The 16,613-nt window shown below is 60.6% G+C and carries 15 protein-coding genes; 5 read left to right on the top strand and 10 right to left on the bottom strand.

The genetic code is table 11. From position 1 onward, the window contains the following. Window positions 1-68: 68 nt before the first annotated feature. Window positions 69-1,568, bottom strand: coding sequence for a CoA-acylating methylmalonate-semialdehyde dehydrogenase (locus ABEB22_RS13530; RefSeq protein WP_339114500.1), 1,500 nt, complete (start codon window positions 1,566-1,568; stop codon window positions 69-71). Window positions 1,569-1,721: 153 nt separating this feature from the next. Here ABEB22_RS13530 and ABEB22_RS13525 point away from each other — a divergent pair, with 153 nt between their 5' ends. From ABEB22_RS13525 to coaD, 3 genes are all read left to right on the top strand, one after another. Continuing rightward, entirely contained in the window at window positions 1,722-2,636 is a 915-nt protein-coding gene (locus tag ABEB22_RS13525; RefSeq protein ID WP_339112354.1) for a LysR family transcriptional regulator, read from the top strand. A 221-nt stretch (window positions 2,637-2,857) separates the two neighbouring features. Further along, a complete protein-coding gene (locus tag ABEB22_RS13520) occupies window positions 2,858-3,292 on the top strand; it encodes a CBS domain-containing protein (protein ID WP_339112355.1) in 435 nt (144 codons plus the stop codon). Between the two features lie 200 nt (window positions 3,293-3,492). After that, window positions 3,493-3,990: a pantetheine-phosphate adenylyltransferase gene (coaD, locus tag ABEB22_RS13515; protein ID WP_339112356.1), complete on the top strand. Its 498-nt coding sequence runs from the start codon at window positions 3,493-3,495 to the stop codon at window positions 3,988-3,990. A gap of 22 nt (window positions 3,991-4,012) precedes the next feature. On the opposite strand, the gene ABEB22_RS13510 is transcribed toward coaD, so the two are convergent. From ABEB22_RS13510 to purB, 6 genes are all read right to left on the bottom strand, one after another. Next, the gene (locus ABEB22_RS13510) at window positions 4,013-4,771 is read right to left on the bottom strand and encodes a YfdX family protein (RefSeq protein ID WP_406870558.1); all 759 of its coding nucleotides are present in this window, start codon (window positions 4,769-4,771) and stop codon (window positions 4,013-4,015) included. Window positions 4,772-4,890: 119 nt separating this feature from the next. Then, the gene (gene gap, locus ABEB22_RS13505; protein WP_406870557.1) at window positions 4,891-5,892 is read right to left on the bottom strand and encodes a type I glyceraldehyde-3-phosphate dehydrogenase; all 1,002 of its coding nucleotides are present in this window, start codon (window positions 5,890-5,892) and stop codon (window positions 4,891-4,893) included. An 88-nt stretch (window positions 5,893-5,980) separates the two neighbouring features. Then, window positions 5,981-6,124: a glyceraldehyde-3-phosphate dehydrogenase gene (locus ABEB22_RS13500; RefSeq protein WP_339112359.1), complete on the bottom strand. Its 144-nt coding sequence runs from the start codon at window positions 6,122-6,124 to the stop codon at window positions 5,981-5,983. A 35-nt stretch (window positions 6,125-6,159) separates the two neighbouring features. After that, window positions 6,160-7,167, bottom strand: coding sequence for a type I glyceraldehyde-3-phosphate dehydrogenase (gap, locus tag ABEB22_RS13495; RefSeq protein ID WP_339112360.1), 1,008 nt, complete (start codon window positions 7,165-7,167; stop codon window positions 6,160-6,162). Window positions 7,168-7,379: 212 nt separating this feature from the next. After that, entirely contained in the window at window positions 7,380-8,441 is a 1,062-nt protein-coding gene (locus ABEB22_RS13490) for a FliG C-terminal domain-containing protein (RefSeq protein ID WP_339112361.1), read from the bottom strand. Window positions 8,442-8,616: 175 nt separating this feature from the next. Continuing rightward, window positions 8,617-9,921, bottom strand: a complete 1,305-nt coding sequence (purB, locus tag ABEB22_RS13485) for an adenylosuccinate lyase (protein ID WP_339112362.1) — start codon at window positions 9,919-9,921, stop codon at window positions 8,617-8,619. Window positions 9,922-10,182: 261 nt separating this feature from the next. On the opposite strand from purB, the gene ABEB22_RS13480 reads away from it, so the two are divergent. Then, window positions 10,183-11,046: a heme-dependent oxidative N-demethylase family protein gene (locus ABEB22_RS13480; protein ID WP_406870556.1), complete on the top strand. Its 864-nt coding sequence runs from the start codon at window positions 10,183-10,185 to the stop codon at window positions 11,044-11,046. Window positions 11,047-11,049: 3 nt separating this feature from the next. Here the strand turns inward: ABEB22_RS13480 and ABEB22_RS13475 are convergent, their stop codons facing one another. Together ABEB22_RS13475 and acnA are read right to left on the bottom strand one after the other, a co-directional pair. Next, window positions 11,050-11,361 (bottom strand): TM2 domain-containing protein, encoded by a 312-nt coding sequence (locus ABEB22_RS13475; protein ID WP_339112364.1) that lies wholly within the window; start codon window positions 11,359-11,361, stop codon window positions 11,050-11,052. Window positions 11,362-11,503: 142 nt separating this feature from the next. Then, a complete protein-coding gene (acnA, locus tag ABEB22_RS13470) occupies window positions 11,504-14,260 on the bottom strand; it encodes an aconitate hydratase AcnA (RefSeq protein WP_406870555.1) in 2,757 nt (918 codons plus the stop codon). Between the two features lie 441 nt (window positions 14,261-14,701). Here acnA and ABEB22_RS13465 point away from each other — a divergent pair, with 441 nt between their 5' ends. Then, window positions 14,702-15,652, top strand: a complete 951-nt coding sequence (locus ABEB22_RS13465) for a DUF1223 domain-containing protein (protein ID WP_350934211.1) — start codon at window positions 14,702-14,704, stop codon at window positions 15,650-15,652. A 60-nt stretch (window positions 15,653-15,712) separates the two neighbouring features. Here the strand turns inward: ABEB22_RS13465 and ABEB22_RS13460 are convergent, their stop codons facing one another. After that, window positions 15,713-16,585 carry a lysophospholipid acyltransferase family protein gene (locus tag ABEB22_RS13460; protein WP_350934209.1) on the bottom strand — a complete coding sequence of 291 codons (873 nt, stop codon included), beginning with the start codon at window positions 16,583-16,585 and terminating at the stop codon, window positions 15,713-15,715. Window positions 16,586-16,613: the final 28 nt, after the last annotated feature.

Genomic DNA, 16,613 nt, shown 5'->3' with positions numbered 1-16,613 from the left:
TTCCGCAAATAGAAAAAGCCGCCCCGAGGGGCGGCTTTCGTGCCGGGCCGCAAAGCCCGAGCGGGAGCTTAGTCCATCGCCTTGAAGTTCAGCGCGGCACCGTCCTTGATGCCCGAGAACCAGCGTGCGGTGACGGTTTTGGTCTTGGTGTAGAAGCGGAAGGCATCCGGACCGTATTGGTTCAGGTCGCCGAAGGCCGATTTCTTCCAGCCGCCGAAGGTGTAGTAGGACAGCGGAACCGGGATCGGGAAGTTGATGCCGACCATGCCCACATTCACACGGCTTGCGAAGTCGCGCGCCACATCGCCATCGGCGGTGTAGATGGCGGTGCCATTGCCGTATTCATTCTCGATCACCAGAGCCAGAGCCTGCTCGTAGGATTCTGCGCGAACCATCGACAGGACCGGTCCGAAGATCTCCTGCTTGTAGATCTCCATATTCGGGGTGACGTTGTCAAACAGCGTCGGGCCGACATAGAAGCCGTTCTCGTAGCCTTGCAGCTTGAAGCCACGGCCATCGGTGACCAGCGTCGCGCCTTCTTCCACACCCTTGTCGATCAGACCGAGGATACGGTCCTGCGCCGCTTTGGTGATGACCGGACCGTAATCCACGTCTTCGCCTGCGGTATACGGCCCGATTTTCAGCTTCTCGATCTTCGGAACCAGACGCTCGACGAGTTTCTCGGCGGTGCCTTCACCCACCGGAACCGCAACCGAGATTGCCATGCAGCGTTCGCCTGCCGCACCGTAGCCCGCGCCGATCAGCGCGTCTGCGGCTTTGTCCATGTCCGCATCGGGCATGATGATCATATGGTTCTTCGCACCGCCGAAGCACTGCGCGCGCTTGCCGTTGCTGGTGGCGCGGCCATAGATATATTGCGCGATCGGGGTCGAGCCCACGAAGCCTACGGCCTGAATGGTCTCGTCGTCGAGGATCGCGTCTACTGCGGTCTTGTCGCCATTGACGATCTGCAGAACGCCATCGGGCAGGCCTGCTTCTTTCAGCAGTTCGGCCAGACGGAACGAGGTCGAGGGGCAACGCTCGGAGGGCTTGAGGATCATCGCGTTACCGCAGGTCAGTGCGGGCGCCATTTTCCACAGCGGGATCATTGCCGGGAAGTTGAACGGCGTGATGCCGGCCACAACGCCCAGAGCCTGACGCATCGAGTAGAGGTCGATGCCCGGACCGGCGTTATCGGTGTATTCGCCTTTCAGCAGCGACGGACCGCCCTGGCAGACTTCGACCACTTCCAGACCGCGCTGCACGTCACCGCGTGCATCGGGGATGGTCTTGCCGTGCTCTTTGGAGACCAGCTCTGCCAGCTCTTCCATATTGTCGTTGATCAGCTGCGCGAATTTCATCATCACGCGGGCACGGCGCTGGGGGTTCGTGGCCGCCCATTTCACCTGCGCCTCGGCGGCTTTCGCGATGGCCGATTGCACTTCTTCGACCGTTGCCAGCGCGACCTTGGCCTGAATTTCACCGGTTGCGGGATTGTAGATATCCGCAAAACGACCCGATTTGCCGGCGACATATTCGCCGTTGATCCAATGACCCAGTTCTTTCACGCCTTGGCTCCCGAAATCTTTCATAGTGTCCTCCTCTGTCTGCCCGAGGGCAGTTTCTGGAGAGCAGGCTAGTGTTGCGGGATTGCGCAGAAAAGGGGATAAGTCTCAAAGGACGTTTTGCAAATTCGCAAAGCCTGAAGGGGATGGTGGTAAATGGACTGGGACGATCTGCGTGTTTTCCTTGCGGTGGCCCGTGCCGAGAGCCTTTCGGGCGCGGGGCGCAGCCTGAAATGTGACGCTGCGACAGTCGGGCGGCGTGTCGCGCGGCTCGAGGAGGTCATGTCGACGAAGCTTTTTCTGAAATCTCCCCAAGGCTATACGCTTACCGATCCGGGCACGCGGCTTTTGCCGCATGCCGAGGCGATGGAACAGGTGATGGGGCAGGCCGAAGAGGAGATCAGTGGGCAGGCGGGCAAGCTGACGGGTCAGCTGCGGATCGGTGCGCCTGACGGGATTGCCAATTACCTGCTGCCGCAGATCTGCAAAAGGATCACCGAGGAGAACCCCGAGCTGGATCTGCAGATCGTGGCACTTCCGCGGGTATTCAACCTTTCCAAGCGCGAGGCCGATATGGCGATTGCCGTCTCCCGGCCCACGGCGGGGCGGCTCACGGTCCAGAAACTGGCCGATTACCACCTGCATTTGGCCGCGCATCGCGATTATCTGGCCGCCCATCCGCCGATCCGCACGAAGGCCGATATCAGGGATCACCGGGTTGTCGGTTATATCGCCGACATGATCTTCGACAAGGGGCTCGATTATCTGTCCGAGACGGGGGCGGAGCGGGTGCAGCTGGCTTCGAATTCGGTCTCGGTTCAGATGCAAATGCTGCGGGCCGGTGCAGGGCTGGGCGTGGTGCATGATTTCGCGCTGCCCTTCGCGCCGGGAGTGGTGACGGTCCTGACCGAGGAAGTGGCGATCCGGCGCACCTTCTGGTTGCTGCGCCATGCCGATGATCGCCGCTCCGAGCGGCTGACCCGCGTGGCCGAGATGCTGGGGCAGGGCCTGCGCGCGGAAGTGGCGCGGCTGGAAACATTGGCGGCACAGGGGCTGCCTTTGCCGGAGTAGTTTCGTTTCGGGTTCGGCTTATTAATTCTTTAGAAACCAATGAGCTAGCTTACGCCCAAAAAAGGGGCACCCGCCTGCGGCAGACTGTCGCAACTCTGGCGGGAGTCGCGCGGAAATACGCATCTGGCAATCTCTTGTTCACTGCTCGGGCTTGACATGAAGGGGGTCTGACCCCGACCCTTGAACTTGGGGAAAGGACATTCCAGCCCGAGGAGGATACCATGCAGGTTCTGCAAATTCTGAAGTCGAAGAAAGATGACGGCGTTGTAACCGTAGTGCCCGAGGACTCGATTGCCGATGTGGCCCGCCTGCTTTCGGCGCGCAAGATCGGTGCGGTCGTTGTGTCACGCGATGGCAAACATATCGACGGGATCGTGTCGGAGCGCGATCTGGTGCGCGAGATCGGTCGCCATGGCGGCACCTGCCTGTCGCATCCGGTCTCCACGATCATGTCGACCAAGATCACCAGCTGCTGCCGCACCACCACCACGACCGAGGTTCTCGAAATGATGAGCGCGGGCGGTTTCCGCCATATGCCCGTCGTTGCCGATGGCGAGATGGTCGGTCTGATCTCGATCCGCGATGTGGCTGCGGCGCGTGTGGACGAGTTGCATATGGAAAAAGAAGCCCTGACCGGAATGATCATGGGTAACTGAAAGACTGCGGGTGGGCCAGTGGCCCGCCCTATCGGTCGATGGCGTCAGGGGGTCGATCGCCGGAACTGGTCGTAAATCTGCACCAGTTTTCGCGCTCTGCGCGCGTTAACCCTTGCATCTGCTGACACAATCTTGTTGCCTGTGCCTTGATGACTGCGCGGGCGAGGACGCGCAAAAGCAGAGGTAGGAGCCCCCCAATCATGCGTATCGGCCTGTATCCCGGCACTTTTGATCCGGTTACTCTGGGGCATCTCGATATTATCGAACGCGGCCTGTCGCTTGTGGATCGTCTTGTGATCGGTGTCGCAATCAACCGCGACAAGGGCCCGCTTTTTTCTCTCGAAGAACGCGTCGAGATGATCGAGGCGGAATGTGCGCGGATCACCGCCAAGCGGGGGGGCGAGATCCAGGTCTATCCGTTCGAGAACCTGTTGATCGATTGTGCGGCCGATGTCGGTGCCAATGTGATCATTCGTGGCCTGCGGGCTGTCGCCGATTTCGAATATGAATTCCAGATGGTCGGGATGAACCGCGCTCTCAATAGCGAGATCGAGACCGTGTTCATGATGGCCGATGCGCGCCGTCAGGCGATCGCGTCCAAACTGGTGAAGGAAATCGCGCGGCTCGATGGCGATGTGTCGCATTTCGTCACGCCGCTTGTGCATCAACGCCTGACCGCCAAACTGAAAACTGCCTGACCTAAGTCAGGCAGTTGTAAGGTCAGCTTTCGTTCCGGAGCACGGCGGCGGCATTGTTACGGCTGATCTGCGGCGACTGATCAGGGATCTCTGTATAGTTCACATTCTGGAACACCACCGATTCCTCGACCGCTTTCAACGCCATGTTGGCCTTGTCCATATCGCCGGCCTTATAGGCGTCCTGCGCATCTTTCAACTGCTCGGTTGCAAGATCGGCGGGGATGAGTGCCGAGGACAGACCCACCGAAACATCCGATGCCTTCAGCAGTTTGGCCGCGCCCAGTTGGTCACCATTTGCCGCCATGGTTTGCGCGGCTTCGATCTGATGCTCGTTCTGCTTGGTCACCGCAAAATCGGCGCCGACATTCATGGCCAGATCAAAGGGCACATAGTCGCCGGGCTGCGTAGTGTTCATCGGCGCGATGCCCTTGCTGTCGCTGGCTTCAGCTTTCTGCATATAGGTCAGAGCCCCGTCGATCATCTTGCCTGCAGCCTCTTTCTGGCCATCAAACAGAGCGAGACGTGCGCCGCGCACCGCGTGCATGGATAGCGCAGCATTTTTGGAGAGTTTCACAAGGTCTGCATCCGTCGCCGATTTCTGTTCGATTTTCTCCAGATCGGGCGTTTGCGCCCCTTCTGCGAAAACCGGGGCGATCGCGGTGGCGGAGATCAGGCTCCCGATGAGAGCGGCCGAAACAAAACGAGTTTTACAGTCCATCATGTGACTCCTTTCCGAGGAGTAGTTATCAATTAGGGCAGGGATTTCCCGGCGCTGTTGCAAAGATAACGCAGCATGGAAAGAAAGGTTCCGCGATTCCAGTCACATAGCTTTCAAGCCAAAGTGAGTGGAATGAAAAAGGGGCCCCGAGGGCCCCTTTTGTGACACATTTTTGCCAATATTCAGATGAGCTTACCCATTGCCACGGCGGTATCCGCCATACGATTCGAGAAGCCCCATTCATTGTCATACCAGGTCAGAATACGGACCATCGTGCCATCCATCACCTTCGTTTGATCAAAGGCGAAGGTCGAGCTATGGGGGTCGTGGTTGAAGTCGATCGAGACATTCGGACGCGCGGTATAGCCCAGAACGCCTTTCAGCGGGCCATCAGCGGCGGCTTTGATCGCCTCGTTGATCTCTTCGACGGTGGTTGCACGGGAAGCCTCGAAGGTCAGATCGACGACCGAGACGTTCGGGGTCGGCACGCGGATTGCGACGCCGTCGAGTTTGCCATTGAGTTCCGGCAGAACCAGACCCACGGCCTTGGCCGCACCGGTCGAGGTCGGGATCATCGACAGGGCCGCGGCACGACCACGATAGAGATCCTTATGCATCGTATCCAGCGTCGGCTGGTCACCGGTATAGCTGTGCACGGTGGTCATGAAGCCCTTCACGATGCCCACGCTATCGTTGAGCACCTTGGCCACGGGCGAGAGGCAGTTGGTGGTGCAGGACGCGTTGGAGACAACCAGATCCTCGGCGGTCAGGGTGTTGTCGTTCACACCGAAGACGATGGTCTTGTCGGCACCGTTCGAGGGGGCGGAGACCAGAACGCGCTTGGAGCCGTTCTCCAGATGGATCTTGGCTTTCTCGCGGTCGGTAAAGATGCCGGTGCATTCCAGCGCGACATCGACATCGCCCCAGGGCAGTTCCTTGGGATCGCGCAGCGCGGTGACACGGATCGGGCCACGGCCGACATCGATCCAGTCCTCGCCAGTGGTGACTTCACCCGGGAACCGGCCATGAACCGAATCGAACCGGATGAGATGCGCGTTGGTTTCGACGGGCCCGAGGTCGTTGATCGCCATAACCTCGATATCGGTCCGACCGGACTCGATAATACCGCGCAGAACGTTGCGCCCGATCCGACCGAAACCGTTGATCGCTACTTTGACCGTCATCTTTGTCTCCTCTCTTCTGCGACGCCTTTGTCGTCGTTTGCGCTAACATGAACATTCGCCATGAAAGGTCAACGCGAATGTAGGGTCATCAGCGCCAGAATTGAAGATAATCGACAAGATCAGTCAATTTGACAGTAAGGAAGAAGAGCGTGTGGCCGCCGGTCAGGATGAAATCGGCGATGATCGCCAGCACGACGAAGGCGGCCAGCCAAAGAGCGATGATGTTGGTCATAGACCCCCGTTTCCGCTCCCGGCTGGCCGGAAGCCTCAGTTCAGCAGAAGACGGCCCATCGTGCCGGCCACATCGGCCATCCGGCAGGAGAAGCCCCATTCGTTATCATACCAAGCCAGCACGCGCACAAGCTTGCCACCGGTGACTTTCGTCTGGTCGGGAGCAAAAATCGACGAGTAGGGGGTGTGGTTGAAGTCGATCGAGACCTTGGGCTCGGGATCATAGGCCAGAACCTTGCCCATATGGCCCATTGCGGCCTCGCGCACCACCTCGTTCACGTCCTCGACGGTCACGGTCTTTTTGGCGATGAAGGTCAGGTCGACGGCCGAGACATTCGGCGTGGGAACGCGGATAGAGGAGCCATCAAGGCGACCGGCGAGTTCGGGCAGCACCTCGCCAATGGCCTTGGCAGCACCCGTCGAGGTCGGGATCATCGCCATTGCGGCGGCGCGAGCGCGGTAGAGATCCTTGTGGCGGCGGTCCAGCGTCGGCTGGTCACCGGTATAGGAATGGATGGTGGTCATCACGCCCGAGTCGATACCGATGGCGTCATTGAGGACCTTGGCCAGCGGCGCTAGGCAGTTCGTGGTGCACGATCCGTTCGACACGACCTCGTCGGCCAGCGTCAGATCGCGGTGGTTCACCCCGTAGACAACGGTGCGGTCAACGGCGGTCGCGGGGGCCGAGACCAGCACGCGCTTGGCACCGCGGGTCAGGTGAACGGCGGCCTTGTCGCGGGCATTGAACTTGCCGGTACATTCCATCACGACGTCCACGCCCTCCCAATCAAGCTCCTGCGGATTATAGGTCGACATTACCTCGATCGGGCCCTGACCGAGATCGAGCGTGTTCCCCTCGACCTTTACCTGACCACCAAAGCGCCCATGGACCGAGTCGTATTTCAGAAGATGGGCATTGGTCGCAATCGGCCCGGTGGCGTTGATCTTGACGACCTGCACATCATTGCGCGCGGCTTCCGCGATATGCGCCAGAGTGCAGCGCCCGATACGGCCGAAACCGTTAATCCCGATGGTGACTGTCATGATGCTCTCCCAAGCGAAGCGATCGGATGCGTGAATTGCCCCTTGGATACCATCGCATGCGTTTCGAGAAAACATTTCAGATCAATATGCTAGCGTAAACATTCCAAGGTTGCGCTAACGGTGGCGATAACTTCGGCAGCTTACCGCTGGGCGCGCTGCGGGAGTGCCCTCTTGCGACGGCAATGGGGGAATCGATTGCATCGATAAAAGGCTTAATCCTCGTCCTCGGCAACAAGGAAGATCTCGCCTGCGGCCTCCATCTCGCGGATCGCGTTGACCACGACGCCATAGGCGTCCTCGGCATCCTTGTCCTTGACCTTGCCCAGTGTCTGCATCTCCTCGCGCAGACCATCGGCCATCCGCTTGGACATGTTCTCGAGGATGAATTCCGCCGCTTTCTGGTTCTCGCCCGAGGTCGAGGCCGCAAGCGCGGTCAGCAGGTTCTCTTGAGGTATATTGCGCAGGATCTTCGGCAGGTCCTTCTTGGCGATACGCACAGGGATATTGGCGAAGGTGAAGATCGCCTTGCGCACCTGATCGGCGAAATCCTTATCGGCCTCATCAAGGCCGTTCAGCACATCGTCACGCGTTGTGGCGCGGGTATAGTTGAGAATTGCCCCCACACGCTCGACAGGGCCGGAGGTGAAGGCGCGCACCGGCACGGCATCCACCTGCGCAATAATCGCCTGACCGATCTTCCAGACGGTTTCCGGCGCGATATTGCCGGTCAGCGAGACGGCATAGGCCACACGGCGTGCTTTCTCGCCCGGCATTTTCGAGAGCAGTTCGGCCGATTTCGCCACCGTCAGCTTGGAGAGCAGCACGGCGCAGATCTCTATGCTTTCCTCATCCGCAATCGGCACCAGAGCATCGGTTTCGAGCGCGGCGATCCGCTCCCACGGGTCGGAGCGCGAATTGCCCGCCGCGAGTTTGCGTAGCCGGCTCTCGGCAGAGGGCGTCAGCTGGCCCTGCAAAAGCTTCAGGGCGGAATCCAGACCACCGGCAAATGTGATACCGATCGCCTCCAGTTCGGTGCAGAATTCCTCGATCACCGTATTCATGGTGTCCTTGTCGACGAGGCTCAGGCGCGAGATCTCCTCGGCAAGCTCCGTCTGCTGGTCATCGCTCAGCTGCATCAGCGGCAGTTTCTCGCCCTCGGAGGACAGAAGACGCACGATGATGGCGGCTTTCTGCTTTTTGCTCAATGCGGGGCGAGAGCTTCCCATATCGAAGCTGGCCGCCGAAAAATTCCCCAAAGTGGCAAGTTGGTTCACCCGAGACTCCATGACTTTCTGCCTTGTATCGGCACACATTCGCAGTTCAGCGTTAAGGGCCGGTTACCGGAAATCAGAAAAAAACACGCAATTCGCGTAAGTTAACTATACTCACAACCAGAACGAGAAAAAGGCGCCCACGAAGGGGCGCCTTTCATGAACGATATTGATGACCTTACGCGCCGAAGACGCGCTTGAAGATCGTGTCGACATGTTTGGTATGGTAGTCCATGTCGAATTTCGCGTTGATACCGTCCACGCCAAGCGCCTTGACGACCTCTTCATCAGCAAGCAGCAGCTCGCGGAAGTCCAGACGCTCTTCCCAGACCTTCAGCGCATTGCGCTGCACCATGGAATAGGCGTCCTCGCGCGACACACCCGCCTGCGTCAGCGCCAGAAGCACGCGCTGGCTCATCACCAGACCCGGGAACTTGTTCATGTTGTCGAGCATGTTCTGCGGGAAGATCAGCATCTTCTCGACGACGCCTGCCAGACGGTTCAGTGCGAAGTCCAGCGTGATGGTCGCGTCGGGGCCGATGCCACGCTCGACCGAGCTATGCGAGATGTCACGCTCGTGCCAGAGCGCCACGTTCTCCATCGCGGGCACCACGGTCATGCGCACCAGACGCGCCAGACCGGTCAGGTTCTCGGTCAGAACGGGGTTTTTCTTATGCGGCATCGCCGACGAGCCCTTCTGGCCCATCGAGAAGAATTCCGCGCCTTCCAGCACTTCGGTGCGCTGCATATGGCGGATCTCGATGGCAACGTTCTCGATCGAGGAGGCGATCACGCCCAGCACCGCAAAGAACATTGCATGGCGGTCACGCGGAATGACCTGTGTGGAGATCGGCTCGGGGGTCAGGCCCAGCTGCTTGCACACATGCTCCTCGACCGCCGGATCGATATTGGCAAAGGTGCCGACCGCACCCGAGATCGCGCCGGTCGCGACTTCCGCGCGGGCTGCCTGCAGACGGGCCTTGTTGCGGTCCATCTCGGCATAGAAGCGGGCAAAGGTCAGACCCATCGTGGTGGGCTCGGCGTGGATACCATGCGAGCGGCCAACGCGGACGGTATTCTTATGCTCCATCGCGCGGGTCTTGAGCGCGGCCAGAACGCGGTCGAGATCGGCCAGCAGGATGTCGGCGGCGCGCACCAGTTGCACGTTGAGGCAGGTATCGAGCACGTCCGAGGAGGTCATGCCCTGATGCACGAAGCGCGCCTCTTCCGAACCGACATGCTCGGCCAGATGGGTCAGGAAGGCGATCACGTCATGTTTGGTGACGGCTTCGATCTCGTCGATGCGCGCGACATCGAACTCGACATCCTTGGCTTTCCAGACGGCGTCTGCATTCTCCTTGGGGATCACGCCGAGGGCGGCCTGTGCATCGCAGGCATGGGCTTCGATCTCGTACCAGATCTTGAATTTGGTGGCCGGTTCCCAGATGTCGACCATCTCTTTACGGGCATAACGCGGGATCATGCTTGAGACCTTTCGATTGCGCTTGATGTGTGCTGTCGGGGCGCTTCTAGACCGCGCGCCCCGTTCGGGCAAGGCGGAGGGGCAGCGATGGGGAGGGAAACTGACCGATTTAGCGCATCAATGGCGGTAGGGAGAGTAAAATCGGGGCGCTTGCGCGCTCGGTGTCGCGGCGTGGCGCATAATCGGGCGAATCCATCGCGCGATGCTTTGCCGGACGCCGGAATTTCGCGCACCGATCCGGCCATCGTCTCTGAAACGGGCGTGAGTGTCGCAAACTGGCCCGCGCATGGCGCAAAGCTGCTTGCCGGGAACTGCGCGCGGGGGCAGCTTCGGGGCATGGAACATGTGTTGCAATCCCGTCTGTCTTTCGCCCCTTGGGCCGATCCGCGCACCAACCGGTTGCCGGGGATCGTGCCGCTCGATCTGGCCGACTGGATCGAGGTGGATGACGCCTATGCGGGGCAGATGGCCTTGCGCGAGGCGCTGATCGCCGAGCGCGAGGAGGCGGTGCATGCGCTTTTGCCGCAGGCCGAAGAGGCTGCGCGGGAGCTCTACGGGATGGTGTTGGATCTGCTGCCCGCCAAGGGCTACCGGCAGGAGGGGGAGCGGATGATCTGCCCCGACGGGCGTGCGGTCCTGCTCGACGCGCAGCATCCGCTTCTCACGCTCGGAAGGCTCACTCAGAACGATTTCTGCCTGATGCAGGACGGGCCTTCGGGCGAGCATCTGCTGACCGGCGCGATCCTGTGTTTTCCGGCGGGCTGGCAGCTCTCCGAGAAAATCGGCCGCCCGATGATGCGTATCCATAAGCCCGTCGAGATTTATACGGAGGATCTGGGCCGACGTGTGCAGCGCTTGCTGGACGGGGTGCAACCGGGGCGGGCGCTGATGCGCGGGACCGCCTCGCGCACCGGTCAGCATCTCTTCGATAGCCGCCCAGAAGCCGAGCGCGGTCGGGCGCGAGCGGAGCGCCCTCTGATCCGCGTCGAGCGGCAGGGGCTCGTGCGGCTACCGCTGACCCGTGCGGTGGTGTTTTCCATCCATACGCAGATGGTGCACCCCGAAAGCCTCAGCGCCCACGAGGCGCAAACGCTGGAGACCAGCCATTTACGCCTCGGTATCTGATACTTAGCGGCTTTCCCACAGATAGCGGGCGCGCATCTCGTCCATATCCCGGCGGATCATCGACGGGATCAGGAGCGCATCGATCAGCCACCAAAGCCCCACAAAAGCCAAGGGAATATAGCCGATCAGGATCACCGCCAGCGCCGTGCCGATCCCGAACAGGATGAGCATGATCAGCCCCGACATCCACCGCCCGAGATAGAAGCGGTGCACGCCCAGCATCGGCAGGAAAAACCATAGAAGATAGGCGATCAGCGCCGATTTTTTTTCGTTGGCCACGCGCTGCTCTACATAAAGCTGACGGGTCTCGTCCATGTGATGTAAATCCTTGTTACATGTGTCTTTATGGATATGGGGAGAGAGGGGCGCGTTTCAAGGGGCGCTTGCGTAAGGCAGGCCCCGCCCATGCAAGAGGCCCCGCCACGAGGGGCGGGGCCTTTCTCGTCATATCAGCCGATCAGGCTTTGGCGAGATTGCGCAGCACATAATGCAGCACGCCGCCATTCTTGAGATATTCGATCTCGACGGCCGTATCGATCCGCGCCTTCAGCTTGATCTCCTTTTTGCTGCCATCGGCATATTCGATGGTGCAGGGGACAAGGCTCAGCGGTTTGATATCGCCCTCGAGCCCTTCGATCGTCACCACTTCCTCTCCGGTCAGATCAAGCGACTTGCGGGTATCGCCTTCGGTGAACTCGAAGGGAATGACCCCCATGCCGATCAGGTTCGAGCGGTGGATCCGCTCGAAGCTCTCGGCGATCACACCCTTGACGCCCAGAAGGTTCGTGCCCTTGGCCGCCCAGTCGCGCGAGGAGCCCGCACCATATTGCTCGCCGCCGAAGATCACCAGCGGCGTGCCCGCTTTCTGATACGCCATCGAGGCGTCGAAGATGGTGGTCTGTTCGCCATCGGGCCCTTTGGTGAAGCCGCCCTCGACGCCATCGAGCATCTCGTTCTTGATGCGGATATTGGCGAAGGTGCCGCGCATCATGACTTCATGGTTGCCGCGGCGCGAGCCGTAGCTGTTGAAGTCCTTCGGCGCGACCTGACGCTCGGTCAGATATTTACCGGCAGGGGTCGAGGGTTTGAACGAGCCTGCGGGCGAGATGTGGTCGGTGGTGATCATATCCCCCAGGAGCGCCAGCACCCGCGCTCCCTTGATATCCGAGATGGTGCCGGCCTCGGGCTTCATCCCCTGGAAATAGGGCGGGTTCTGGATATAGGTCGAGGAGGCCGGCCAGTCATAGGTCTCGCCGCCATTGACTTCTACTGCCTGCCATTTCTCGTCGCCCTTGAACACATCGGCATATTTCGACTGGAAGGCCTCGCGGGTGACGACCTTGGCCACCAGATCCGCCACTTCCTTATCCGACGGCCAGAGGTCTTTCAGATAGACATCTTTGCCCTCGGGGGTCTGCGCGATGGGGCTCGCGGCGAGGTCGATATTCATATCGCCCGCCAGCGCATAAGCCACTACCAGAGGCGGCGAGGCCAGATAATTGGCGCGCACATCAGGGCTGATCCGCCCCTCGAAGTTGCGGTTGCCCGACAGGACCGAGGTCGCGATCAGGTCGTTGTCATTGATCGCTTTCGACAGATCGGGATGGATCGGACCGGAATTACCGATACAGGTGGTGCAACCATAGCCCACGAGGTTGAAGCCCACCGCGTCGAGATCTTCCTGCAAGCCTGCGGCATTGAGATATTCGGTCACCACCTGGCTCCCGGGCGCCAGCGAGGTTTTCACCCACGGTTTGCGGTTCAGGCCCAGTTCCCGCGCCTTGCGCGCCACAAGCCCTGCCGCGATCAGCACATAGGGGTTCGAGGTATTGGTGCAGGACGTGATCGAGGCAATCACGACAGAGCCGTCATGCAGGGTGATCTCCTCGCCCTCGAACTCCATTGTCACCGATTTTTTCAGATCGGCCACGGTATCTGGGGCAGGAGCCTCGGCCAGCATATCGGCGGACGCCTGGGATTCATCCTGGCCGCGGAATTCGCGCACCACGGCGTCGAAGGCGGTCGCGGCATTGGTCAGCGCGACGTAATCCTGCGGGCGTTTCGGGCCCGAGATCGCCGGGACGATGGTGCCCATATCGAGTTCGAGCGTCGAGGAGTAGATCGGTGCGTAATCCGCATCGCGCCAGAAGCCGTTCTCTTTGGCATAGGCCTCAACCAGCGCGATCCGGTCCTTCTCGCGTCCGGTCTGTTCCAGATAGCGCAGGGTTTCGGCATCAATCGGGAAGAAGCCACAGGTGGCGCCATATTCGGGCGCCATATTGGCGATGGTGGCGCGTTGCGCAAGCGGCAGGTTATCCAGCCCATCGCCATAGAATTCGACGAATTTGTTCACCACACCATGTTTGCGTAGCATCTCGACGACCTTTAGCACGAGGTCGGTGCCGGTGGTGCCCTCGACCATGGCGCCGGTCAGCTTGAAGCCCACGACCTCGGGGATCAGCATGGAGATCGGCTGGCCCAGCATCGCGGCCTCGGCCTCGATGCCACCCACGCCCCAGCCCAGAACGGCGGCGCCATTGACCATCGTGGTATGGCTGTCGGTGCCGACCAATGTATCGGGATAGGCGACCTCGTTGCCCTCCTGATCGGTATCGGTCCAGACGGTCTGGGCGAGATATTCGAGGTTCACCTGATGGCAGATGCCGGTTCCGGGCGGCACGACGCGGAAATTCTTGAACGCGGTCTGGCCCCATTTGAGGAATTCGTAGCGCTCCATATTACGCTCGTATTCGCGATCCACATTCATCTGGAAGGCGCGCGGATTGCCGAATTCGTCGATCATCACCGAGTGGTCGATCACCAGATCGACGGGCACCAGCGGGTTGATCTTCTGGGCGTCGCCGCCCAAGCCCTTGATGCCGTCGCGCATCGCGGCCAGATCCACGACGGCGGGAACGCCGGTGAAATCCTGCATGAGAACGCGGGCAGGGCGGTAGGCAATCTCGCGAGGGTTCTTCCCGCCTTTTTCGGCCCACTCGCCGAAGGCCTTGATGTCATCGACCGACACCGAAAAGCCGTCGTCTTCGAAGCGGAGAAGATTTTCAAGGACGACCTTCAACGATGCGGGCAGCTTGGAGAAATCGCCAAGCCCCGCATCGGCGGCTGCCTGAATGGAATAATAGGAAAAAGTCTTGTCGCCGACCGTCAGCTTGCGACGGGTCTTGGCGGTATCATTGCCGGTTTCGATGGGCATGTGTCTGGCCTCCCTCTAGGTCAATAGGGTATCGCTGCCCCTAATCTGGAGCGGTAAGGGGGGGAGGACAAGGGGGCAGGCGCAATTTTTGTATGCAACAGTATACTGCGCACGAGGGCGATCGGGCTCCGGCGACATGCCGGAACATACGACACCCTGCAAGGCGCGCCGCGTGCGGGCCCTCAATATCTGACCGGCCCTGCGACTGATGCTAATGCGCGGGAAGCGAGAGTCCACCTTAATCCGTGCCGCTGCTCGGGTGGGCGTTGCAAATCTGCGCCAGTTACCGATTAACCGTATATCCATCTTGCTGGCGAATTCTGTCGCGTGGCAAATATGACGCCGTAACCGTGCCCGTGCCATCTCGCAAAACCTTGATTGGCTTTCATCACAGGGGCTGATTAAGTCTTCTGGCGGAATGTAAAGGATTTGGACGCTTCCATGACGACTGCGCAGGTGGATCATCCGGCGAAAAGACAACAGTTCCGCGCCTTGCCCTTGCGCTTTGCGCTCCTGTTCAGCCTTGGCGCGTTCGCGGGAGCGGTGTCCCTGTCCGATCCGGTCTGGGCGCAGGAGGGCACCCCGACTGATATGATGGGAGGCGCGCAGACACCTTCCGTGCCGCCCTCCCTTCAGGACGGGCTCCAGCAGAACGATCAGGCCGCGACCGGCAGCGCCACGGGATCCGAGGATGTCGCGTCGTCGCGCGATATCGCCACGCTCGACACGCCCGATATGCGCACACCGATCGTGGTCGAGCTGTTCACCTCGCAAGGTTGTGCGGCCTGCCCGCCCGCCGACAAGCTGTTGCAGGGGCTGGCCGCGCGGGACGATGTGATCGCGCTCGCTTTGCATGTGGATTACTGGGATTATCTGGGCTGGAAGGATCCCTTCGGCCAGCCAGCCTTCACCTCGCGCCAGAAGGGCTATGCCCGTGCGGTAAAGGAGCGGATGATCTACACCCCGCAGATGATCGTGAATGGTCAGCAGCGCCTCTTGGGCGCTGACCGGATGGCGATCAAATCCGCCCTCGATGCCGCAACATCGAAACCCTCGCCGGTCGAGATCTCGGTGGCGCAGGACGGAGCCAACTACCGGATCTCGCTGGCCGCCAAGACTGCGCTCGGGCAGGATGCCATGGTGCAGGTGGTGCGTTATATCCCCGATGCCTCCGTCGATATCCTGCGCGGCGAGAATGCGGGACTGACCGTCAATTACGCCAATATCGTGACCCAGTGGCATATCGTGGCTGATTGGGATGGCGAGACGCCAATGAGCTTTGATACGCAGGTCGAGGGCGATAATCCGGCGGTGGTGATCGTCCAGACCTCGCAGCCCGGGCGAACCGTTCCATTGCCCGGCGCGATCGTCGGCTCCGCGCGCATCAAGTAACGACCAATTGCGGCGATATTGCCGAAGCCCCGACCTTCTGGCGGGGCTTTTTTGCTGCGTTTATTTCTTGCGCCAGCGGCGGTGGATCCAGAGCCATTGGTCCATATGCGCGCGCACCTGCGCCTCGAGCGAATGCAGGGTGACCTGTGTCATCTCTTCGGGCGTCGTATGTGGCACGGGGGTATCGACAAAGATACGGAAGCTCAACCCGTCGGGCTGGCGGATCGCATAGATCGGAACCAGATCCGCTTCAAGCCGAAGCGCCATCTCTGCCGCCGATAGCGGCGAGGGCGCGGGATGGCCGAAGAAGTCGAGCATTGCTCCGCTACGGAAATACTGGTCCGTTGCCAGCGCCACCATGCCGCCCGATTTCAGATGCCGCAGCATATTGGTCATGCCGCGGCGGTCACGCGGGAAGAGTGGCGTGCCGACGGTCTCGATCGCGGCCAGATAGTCGCGGTTGAAAAGCGCGTTGTTCATCGGGCGGTAGAGCCCCGCAATCGGGAAGCCCCGCGCGATCAGCACGCCCCGGGCCGCGTCATAATTGCCGAAATGCCCCGAAACGAGCACGCAAGGGCGGCCTTCTTCCTTCAGTTGGATGAGCCGCGCCGCACCCGGACCTTCGATGGCCACATTGCCCACATGCGCGATGAACTCTTGTCCCGAGAACATCTCGGCCAGCGTGCGCCCGATATTGTCGGGCACGGCACGGCAGAGATGCTCGACCTCGGTCTGCGGCATATCGGGGCAGGTCAGGGCCAGATTGGCACGGATACGGCGCCGGAAGCCCAGCACCGGCGAGACCCATGTCATCAGCCGTCCCGCCATGGGGATGCGCTTTTCATAGGGCATCAGCTGCAACAGCCCCATCCCCGCCCTGAAGACGGTATTCGACAGCTTGTCGGTGAGGCTCGGGGTTGCGCGTTTGGGCATCGGGGTCTCCGTCTTGTGCCACAGGGGG

It is taken from the genome of Thioclava sp. 'Guangxiensis' (genome assembly GCF_045348365.1).
GTDB lineage: Bacteria > Pseudomonadota > Alphaproteobacteria > Rhodobacterales > Rhodobacteraceae > Thioclava > Thioclava kandeliae.
The sequence above is the reverse complement of the archived record's forward strand: the minus strand, read 5'-3'. Positions and strand labels throughout refer to the sequence as shown.